A 7,422-nucleotide genomic window follows, 5' to 3' on the forward strand; every position below is an offset into this window, starting at 1 on the left:
GTAATGCCAGTCAGTTAAGCTGACTGGCATTTTTTCTATTTGTTGCGTACTTCTTGGGTTTCAACTTCACCCATCGAGGATAACTTCTATCTTCTCTTCGAGGCGGTAAGATAAACATGGATACATGCTCTAGTAATACCTCATAGTGTTTAGGGAGCTTTCCTGGGCTTGTTAAAGGCAACGCTGCAAAGTATTGCGTCACAGCCATAGCGCTACTCGTAAAGCTCAGTTGATTTGGCCAGACGCTATCTAACCTACTTGCCGCTTTTGTCATAACCTGCCTGATAAGGTTATAGGCGAGTAAAATACCCCAGAGCTCCTGCTTAACCATATCTGGACGCTTGCTTCGCAATGTATACTCACTGTCAAGTAAGGTCTGCTTCATTTCCCGATAGCCTAATTCGATTTCCCAGCGATAACGATAGAGCTCTACGATTTCTTCGCCAGGAAAACGTAACCCATCACGCATTGATGTAAGCACCTGATACTCCTTACCTTTAATGATTTTTGAGACTAACCTTGCTTCAACTACATCAGGAAGTTCACTAAACTTCTTTCTTGCCTGAGGTGTTGTTTTAATCGCAACGATTGCATCACTCTTGCTGTACCTATGAACGACTTCATACTGGAAGTCTTTTCTCACAGGGAGCATCCAATGCCTCTCTTGGCCGACTTTGTTCCATCGGTTAAGCAGTCCCAGAGAGTAATATCCTTTGTCAAAAATAGTCAGAGAATGGTCTGGCGTTTGTTCTATGAGTTCTTCTGCAAGCCGCATTTCGTTGGTTCGATAGTCAGAGAATGCACTATCGATGAGCTGATGACTTGTAAGCTCCATCAAGCAAACCATGCGTATCTTAGGGTAAATATTTTCAGATGACTGATTACGCTGTGCTTTAAACTCTTGATGATTTTCAGGTGTATCTGCCGTTCTCCAAACGACACCATCGACAGATAGAAGATTGAGTCCACACCAAGTTTCAAACTTAGAAGATTGATAACTCTGAGCCGCCATCGTCTTAAAGACTTGTTTAACACCTTCTTCGCCTAATCTCTGCCTCGCTTGGACAACAGCACTTGGCGCAACAAAGCGCTGTTTGTCTGGTAGGACAATATCAAGTTGGTTAGCGATATCCCAAACAGATTGTTGCCGAAAAAGACTCATTCCTACAACGGACCAAAGTACTGCTTCCAAGGGTAAGCGTCTTCTTCTCACTGTTGCTACACCAGCTTTTTCAAAACCTTGCTGGATAAGCTCTGGACTAAGGATCTCAGAGTATTTGTCAAAGTGATGGAAGGTATTGCATGAGCGAAAAGTATTCGCAAGTTGGCTTTCTAAAGACATGAAAAATCCGATATTAGTTTCCTAATATCGGATTTTGAAGCCTTTTGAGGATCGGTCAAATGATCTCAAAAATTTTTCTTAACTGATCGGCATTAGTCGATTGTTGAGGCGTTTTTATCACTATTAGCTTTATATCATGGACTTTAAGCCTTCTTAACATATTTAGCCGTGACCATCATTTCACCGCCTTTATCCAGCTTACAATCAAGTTGATGATCTTTGCCTTCAACAATGCGTCGAACCGTTGCTTTGGTGCCAATCTTGAGCACTGCAGAGCTGCCTTTCACTTTGAGATCTTTAATGAAAGTGACCTTATCACCTTGCTCCAATACTGCACCATTCACATCTTTGATCGCGTTAGCTTCTTTTTCTGCTGCAATCTCTTCAGGGTTCCATTCGTAAGCACACTCAGGACACACTAAGTTGCTTTGATCTTGATACACATATTCAGAGGTACAATTTGGACAAGGAAGGAACGACATAACTATCTCTTTATTCAGTGACTATTGACTCTATGGTAAAGCCTAATGGCTGCTTAAGCGAGTAATATGCACCGCTTTCATTGCATATAAAATTAACTTAAGTTGTATAAGCATTCATTTTCATACTACGCTTTATCAGCAACAGATAAACCAAGGAGGAGATGATTATGGACAAACTGCTCTCATCAGCATTAGAAATTGGCCAACGAACTCAAGTCACAAGCTTATTCGCCAGCAAAGGTTTCAAAATCGCCATGACCGACTTTGATGATGTGGTATTTGAAAAAGCCGGTGTTCGAGTCAATGTGCACTTTGACCGAGCCTCCAATGCACAATCTGTTTCTATTCTAGGTAGCTCTTATGAACAATTCCTGAAGTAAATCGCTAAATGTTTCACCTTTAGGCAAGTTGAGCCACAATTTCTCTTAGAACGGGTAACACCGACAATACCAGCATACCTAACATGACTAGGTTCAAGCATTTCTTGTTACGCTCACTGTTTAACACCTTTTTCAGAACTGCGCCTAATAGTAGCCAAACGCCTACACATGGAAACGAGACTAGGAAAAGGCTAATGTAATCAATATCAAACTTATCTATTAGTCTGACGCTACTAGTTCGCCCTATCTAACTGCCGTTAAATACGATCAATAAAAAAGCCCGCCATAATACATGGCGAGCTTTTCATTACTTTTGATTACGCAAGGCAAGTTCAACATCTTTAAAGACGTAATGTTCTTGTTTCGTGCATCCTCGTGCGAGAGCAACCCAATGATCACCCGTTTCATCTGTCCCGATAAACTCTGCCCTCAGCTCATATTTTCGCCAACAAGAGAAGCCGATAACGAAAGTAAGCGCTAAAGCAATCAAGCCAAATTGAGGGACAAACGCCCAAGTAGCCGCTGAAAGTACTAACGCCAGCGAAACAATATTCACTGCATTATCTCTCCAGCCTAACTGGCGTACCTCTACACGTTTGATTTTGCTCAGACTATAGAAGTCTTTGCCAACGGACAAGCCGTTAGGGTTCACTTTAAAATCATCCGCTGTATAGTACTTACGAATTCGATCCACTAGCCTTTTGCCATTAATGTTACTTCTCATCGCCTTTCTCCATGTTATTAAAGGTTAGTAAAAACTAATGTAATCATAGAGTTATGCTTGAGATTTTACCTTATAAATCAAACAAATAACACTATCAAGAAAAATCGATATTTTTAATGGTAAAGAAAATAAGAGTTAGTCGGTCAGCCACTCGACAGCTGACTGATAGTCACTGAATGAACGTATCTCCCCAGAGATAAGCCATCCTCCAACTTTTGATGCCAGATCTTGCCAGTTTTTGTCACCAAAGATCGCGACTTTCTCTAGGTTAAAGTCAAGTTTTAAACCTAGTTCAAAGTCATCCCACGCGGCACGTAATTCCCAAGCTGAGAACTCAGTGATATCAACAAGCATTTTGATATGTTCTGCATTGATCGCTTGCAGTGTTGAGTCGAGCACCAGTGCAATGGCTTGATAATCGCTATGGGTAATCTTTCCGGTAACTTTAAAGACGAGGATAGATTGAGAATTTATACGCTCAATACCGACGGTAATGCCATGAGGTTTTGTGTTCATAACCAGCTTCTTTACATTATCTGCTGGCTATAGACTAGAACATCTGGGCAACGACGAATGAGAAACGACTCCAGTTTTGACGAAGTCGCGATAGATAGGACTGCGGTTTTCGTTAGATTTCTACTTACAAAAGGTCTCAATATACAAGGCTTCAACCTTATCTCTTGCCCACTGGGTTCGACGTAAGAACTTTAAAGAGGACTTGATTGAAGGATTATTGTAGAAACAGTTGATCTGTATTTCAGCATCTAGGCCTTCCCATCCATAATGCTCTTGTAGTCGCACTAGGATTTGTTCTAAGGTCAATCCATGCAATGGGTTATTGGGCTGCTCTTGGCTCATATTTCGGTATTCCTGCGATGCTTACTTTGAAACACGGAGTGTACCAGATTGAATGGCGCGATACCGATGTTTTCACAATTTCCCAACTCTCCTTCCTATCTGATGTCCATATTTAAGGCAATGTTACTCTAAGGCTGTAGCTGCCACTGAGGCCTTCTATGTAGCAGTTCGATTGAATGCTGGCTCCTCGCATGAGAGAGCAATAACAAACATCAACAAAACAAGGCGAATAACCCTAGGTGGAGAAGCGCAAGTTAGGACTGCTCTCTATATGGCGATGATGTCAGCTATGCAATGTAACCCGAATTCTTAAACAGTTTTATACACGGCTAGTTGACGCTGGAAAGCCTAAAAAGTCGCCATCATTGCATGTGTACGTAAAATGGTAGTCATCCTAAACTCTATGCTCAAATATGACATGATGTGGCAAGAAAGCGGGATTAGCAGTTAGCTAAAACATTGTGCCGTAAACAATAAAGCTGATTCAAACTCAAAGCGCCAAATATTACGAATCTACTTAAATTTATTGTTAGTTACCCAACTTCAAACCTAGCGCTAACATTTGTGCACACAAAAAATATGGAGTGCATCATGGACACTAGAATTCAATTTCGTGTTGATGAAGAAACGAAGCGACTAGCCCAACAAATGGCTGAGAGCCAAGGCAGAACACTAAGTGATTCTTGTCGCGAACTGACTGAACAACTGGCCGATCAACAAAGAAAGACTTTATCTCACGATGCATGGTTAACTGAGCAAGTAAATTTGCTTTTGAGAAGCTTGACTCGGGAAAACCGCTTTTGTTGACCACGAATCAGCCAAATCTCTTAAGGCCGAGCGTAAAGCTAAAATACGTAACCGAGGCAAATTATGATTTTGTGGGAATAAGAGTCTCTTAACGATCGTGAAAAGATCTTTGAGTTTCTTTATGACTTCAACCCCGAAGCTGCTGATAGATTCGACCAACGCCCTTCAAGTTACCAACATAGAACGTGTCTGAGAGCCTAGATAACCTGGGTGGACGGTCTCTATTTCTCCACACGCTTCGTCATCATGCTTCTTGCGTTCAAGGGCAGCAACTTGCTCGTCCGTTAGAATGATACCGTTCTCATTGACCTGTTTTTCTAGAGCAATGAGGCGCTTCTTGAAGTTTTCTAGATCATTACGAAGCCAGATTGAACGGACTCCACTTGGTGAGATAAACACACCCAGTTTACGTAGTTCGTTGTTTGTTCTAACTTGTCCATGAGCTGGAAAGTCGATGGCGTATTTGAGAACGGCCTGTTCAGTTTCGCTATCGACACGATTTTTCAGATTTGATGCTCTTCGGCTTTGATTAATCAGAGCATCGATTCCACCTGTTTCAACCAATTCTTGATAGCGATAGAAAGTGTCTCGTGAGACGCCCATGACCTTACAGGCTTTTGATACATAGCCGAGTTCTTCTGCAAGATTGAGAAGGCCAGCTTTGTGTTTGATGATTGGATTGCTAGTATGAAGCATGAGAGTTACCTCTTATTTATCTTTGATTACGGTTTCAGCACCTTTAATCAAAGTGGGTAACTCTCTTCTTTTCAAATTGAAGTGTCAGATCTAGTCGGGACTAATACACGCCAAGCGTTGCGAAGCTCCCTTAACCGCCTTGTTATGTGATTATTGATACCACATACTAAAAGCCCAAAACACGAAGCTTTGGGCGGTAATTCTAGGCAACTTAGAGTGAAAAACTACTCTACCAACTCGTATGTTTCCTTCATCTCTTCTGGAGCAATACCATACTCATAGTTAGCTAAGTAACCATCTTTATAGACTTTCATGCCAGCATCACTCCAGCTCACTTTAATCGTCGCTGTTTGACCGTCTTGACTTCCCATCAGCTTAAGCATTTCAGCGTCAATTTTGATCGCTTTAATGGTTTTAATACGCCTAAATGATTGGAAATCCGTTGATACTGGTAGCTTACCATACGTTTCTACCCACTTTGCTTTAGGCACTAACCATTGATTGTAAATATCACCAACAATTGGTGTTTCTTTGCTCGCAATCACTACATCATTACTTACAAGATTTCGTGTTTCAACGATATAACTACCTTTACCGTCAGAAACATAAGTTGGAAAATCCGAGCCAATTTCCTTTTCTGTTGGCAAACGGCCTAATGTTTTTCCCTTTTTCACAAATATTTGAGCATTTTGAAACTTAGTCATGATCTCTGGAATTTTTTGAAACTCAACAGGGTTTGCTAGTAAATTGTTTGAAAAGGTTAAGATACTAGCAACAAGTGCAATTTTTAGATTTTTCATGATATTTTCTTTAGTACAGTGGATGTCGTTCTCAGGGTAACATGCTAGTTTTATAATCCCATTCGTTTGCCACAGATTATATGATAACCGGTGAAAATACGCTCAAAGAATACCAAAACTAAAGATACTGTACCATAAACACTAAACTCGCGCCCAAGGAAAAGACTTCGGTTCTTTACACCTCAGGACTATATTCACGCGCATCTGTAAAAAAGTGTCGCACTTCAAACTTGATACTAAGCGCTTGGATTCAAGTACGAAGTGCGACACCACTGAAAAATAAAACAGTGAGATGCGATAATCATGATTTTTGCTCCCGCCAAGAAGTAAAACCATGAAATATACACACCTCACTGAGAAAGAAAGATATACGATTTCTATCTTAAGAAAGCAAGGACTACGTACTGCTGGAATTGCTAGATTACTCAACCGTCACAAGTCTACGATCTATCGTGAGATAGAACGTAATAAGCGCTATAACAAATACTTTGACAGGTACTCGTACCAACCTGAGTACGCTCAACAACGAGCTCGAAATAGGCTCGCTCGCTCAAGGCGAAACAAGCGCTATGACGAAACCGACTTCAGGCTCGTTGCAGCCTTGCTGCAACTGGACTGGAGCCCTGAACAGATAGTTGGATTTCTAAGGCGAATTGGTCAAAAAACGATGAGTCACGAACTGATTTACCAGTATGTTTGGAATAACAAAGCAGAAGGCGGAATGTTATGGAAACACCTACGCCAGTCAACTAAGCAAAGGCGTAAAAGATACCGCTCTAACGACAGCAGAGGCCGCTTAGCCGCAAAGAAACATATATCTGAGCGACCAGACGAAGCAGAACTTCGTCTTGAACCTGGACACTGGGAAATAGACACCGTCATTGGGCGAGGAACCAAACACTGCATTGTGACGTTAGTAGATAGGATGACCGGTTATACTTTTATAGGCCAATTAGACGACAGAACGACTAATTCATTGAACGCTCGAGTGAAGAGGATTATTAAGCAATCAGACTTACCGTTCAAAACGATTACTGCTGATAATGGTACTGAATTTCACCAATATGCTCAGTTAGAAAAACAAACTAAGTGTTTGTTTTTCTTTGCTAACCCGTACCAATCATGGGAGCGTGGAACCAATGAAAATACGAATGGTTTAATTAGACAGTACTTACCTAAAAAAGCCTCTATGTCACATGTGACACAGAGGCTCTGTAACCAAATAGCTGGAAAGCTAAACTCGCGCCCAAGGAAAAGACTTGGGTTCTTTACACCACAGGAGTATATTCATGCGCATCTGTAAAAAGTGTCGCACTTCAAACTTGATACTAAG

Annotated in this window: 8 protein-coding genes and 4 pseudogenes; 5 read left to right on the top strand and 7 right to left on the bottom strand. The window is 41.3% G+C overall.

Annotation, left to right across the window (positions count from 1 at the left end; translation table 11 throughout):
* Nucleotides 1-10 precede the first annotated feature (10 nt).
* Together ACU01J_RS21125 and ACU01J_RS21130 are read right to left on the bottom strand one after the other, a co-directional pair.
* On the bottom strand, nt 11-1,342 hold the full coding sequence (locus ACU01J_RS21125; protein ID WP_481084253.1) for an IS4 family transposase: 1,332 nt from the start codon (nt 1,340-1,342) through the stop codon (nt 11-13).
* Nucleotides 1,343-1,485: 143 nt separating this feature from the next.
* Nucleotides 1,486-1,824 carry a zinc ribbon domain-containing protein YjdM gene (locus tag ACU01J_RS21130; protein WP_481087403.1) on the bottom strand — a complete coding sequence of 113 codons (339 nt, stop codon included), beginning with the start codon at nt 1,822-1,824 and terminating at the stop codon, nt 1,486-1,488.
* A gap of 167 nt (nt 1,825-1,991) precedes the next feature.
* On the opposite strand from ACU01J_RS21130, the gene ACU01J_RS21135 reads away from it, so the two are divergent.
* Nucleotides 1,992-2,204, top strand: a complete 213-nt coding sequence (locus ACU01J_RS21135) for a hypothetical protein (protein WP_481087404.1) — start codon at nt 1,992-1,994, stop codon at nt 2,202-2,204.
* Between the two features lie 307 nt (nt 2,205-2,511).
* Here the strand turns inward: ACU01J_RS21135 and ACU01J_RS21140 are convergent, their stop codons facing one another.
* The 3 genes from ACU01J_RS21140 to ACU01J_RS21150 all read right to left on the bottom strand — a co-directional run bounded on the left by ACU01J_RS21140 (nt 2,512) and on the right by ACU01J_RS21150 (nt 3,786).
* Nucleotides 2,512-2,928 carry a hypothetical protein gene (locus ACU01J_RS21140; protein ID WP_481087405.1) on the bottom strand — a complete coding sequence of 139 codons (417 nt, stop codon included), beginning with the start codon at nt 2,926-2,928 and terminating at the stop codon, nt 2,512-2,514.
* A gap of 135 nt (nt 2,929-3,063) precedes the next feature.
* Nucleotides 3,064-3,444 (bottom strand): SpoIIAA family protein, encoded by a 381-nt coding sequence (locus ACU01J_RS21145; RefSeq protein WP_481087406.1) that lies wholly within the window; start codon nt 3,442-3,444, stop codon nt 3,064-3,066.
* Between the two features lie 120 nt (nt 3,445-3,564).
* The gene (locus tag ACU01J_RS21150; protein ID WP_481087407.1) at nt 3,565-3,786 is read right to left on the bottom strand and encodes a VF530 family protein; all 222 of its coding nucleotides are present in this window, start codon (nt 3,784-3,786) and stop codon (nt 3,565-3,567) included.
* Nucleotides 3,787-4,003: 217 nt separating this feature from the next.
* On the opposite strand from ACU01J_RS21150, the pseudogene ACU01J_RS21155 reads away from it, so the two are divergent.
* The 3 pseudogenes from ACU01J_RS21155 to ACU01J_RS21165 form a co-directional block, all read left to right on the top strand.
* Nucleotides 4,004-4,237 (top strand): annotated as a pseudogene (locus ACU01J_RS21155) (transposase); the annotation flags it as partial.
* Nucleotides 4,238-4,377: 140 nt separating this feature from the next.
* Nucleotides 4,378-4,660: pseudogene (locus ACU01J_RS21160) on the top strand (type II toxin-antitoxin system TacA family antitoxin).
* Nucleotides 4,657-4,749: pseudogene (locus ACU01J_RS21165) on the top strand (type II toxin-antitoxin system RelE/ParE family toxin); the annotation flags it as partial. The pseudogenes ACU01J_RS21160 and ACU01J_RS21165, both read left to right, overlap by 4 nt.
* Here ACU01J_RS21165 and ACU01J_RS21170 read toward each other — a convergent pair.
* Nucleotides 4,733-5,289, bottom strand: a pseudogene (locus tag ACU01J_RS21170) (helix-turn-helix domain-containing protein); the annotation flags it as partial. The pseudogenes ACU01J_RS21165 and ACU01J_RS21170 overlap by 17 nt on opposite strands.
* Before the next feature lie 224 nt (nt 5,290-5,513).
* Nucleotides 5,514-6,092 carry a hypothetical protein gene (locus ACU01J_RS21175; protein WP_481087408.1) on the bottom strand — a complete coding sequence of 193 codons (579 nt, stop codon included), beginning with the start codon at nt 6,090-6,092 and terminating at the stop codon, nt 5,514-5,516.
* A 331-nt stretch (nt 6,093-6,423) separates the two neighbouring features.
* Here ACU01J_RS21175 and ACU01J_RS21180 point away from each other — a divergent pair, with 331 nt between their 5' ends.
* Nucleotides 6,424-7,392, top strand: coding sequence for an IS30 family transposase (locus ACU01J_RS21180; protein WP_481087369.1), 969 nt, complete (start codon nt 6,424-6,426; stop codon nt 7,390-7,392).
* The last annotated feature ends 30 nt before the right edge of the window (nt 7,393-7,422 follow it).

Source organism: Vibrio sp. 2433-A1 (assembly GCF_056726085.1).

Coding starts and splice junctions, on each gene's coding strand:
- ACU01J_RS21145 (WP_481087406.1), bottom strand. CDS start 3,444: ATGAACACAAAACCTCATGGCATTACCGTCGGTATTGAGCGTATAAAT.
- ACU01J_RS21140 (WP_481087405.1), bottom strand. CDS start 2,928: ATGAGAAGTAACATTAATGGCAAAAGGCTAGTGGATCGAATTCGTAAG.
- ACU01J_RS21130 (WP_481087403.1), bottom strand. CDS start 1,824: ATGTCGTTCCTTCCTTGTCCAAATTGTACCTCTGAATATGTGTATCAA.
- ACU01J_RS21150 (WP_481087407.1), bottom strand. CDS start 3,786: ATGAGCCAAGAGCAGCCCAATAACCCATTGCATGGATTGACCTTAGAA.
- ACU01J_RS21125 (WP_481084253.1), bottom strand. CDS start 1,342: ATGTCTTTAGAAAGCCAACTTGCGAATACTTTTCGCTCATGCAATACC.
- ACU01J_RS21135 (WP_481087404.1), top strand. CDS start 1,992: ATGGACAAACTGCTCTCATCAGCATTAGAAATTGGCCAACGAACTCAA.
- ACU01J_RS21180 (WP_481087369.1), top strand. CDS start 6,424: ATGAAATATACACACCTCACTGAGAAAGAAAGATATACGATTTCTATC.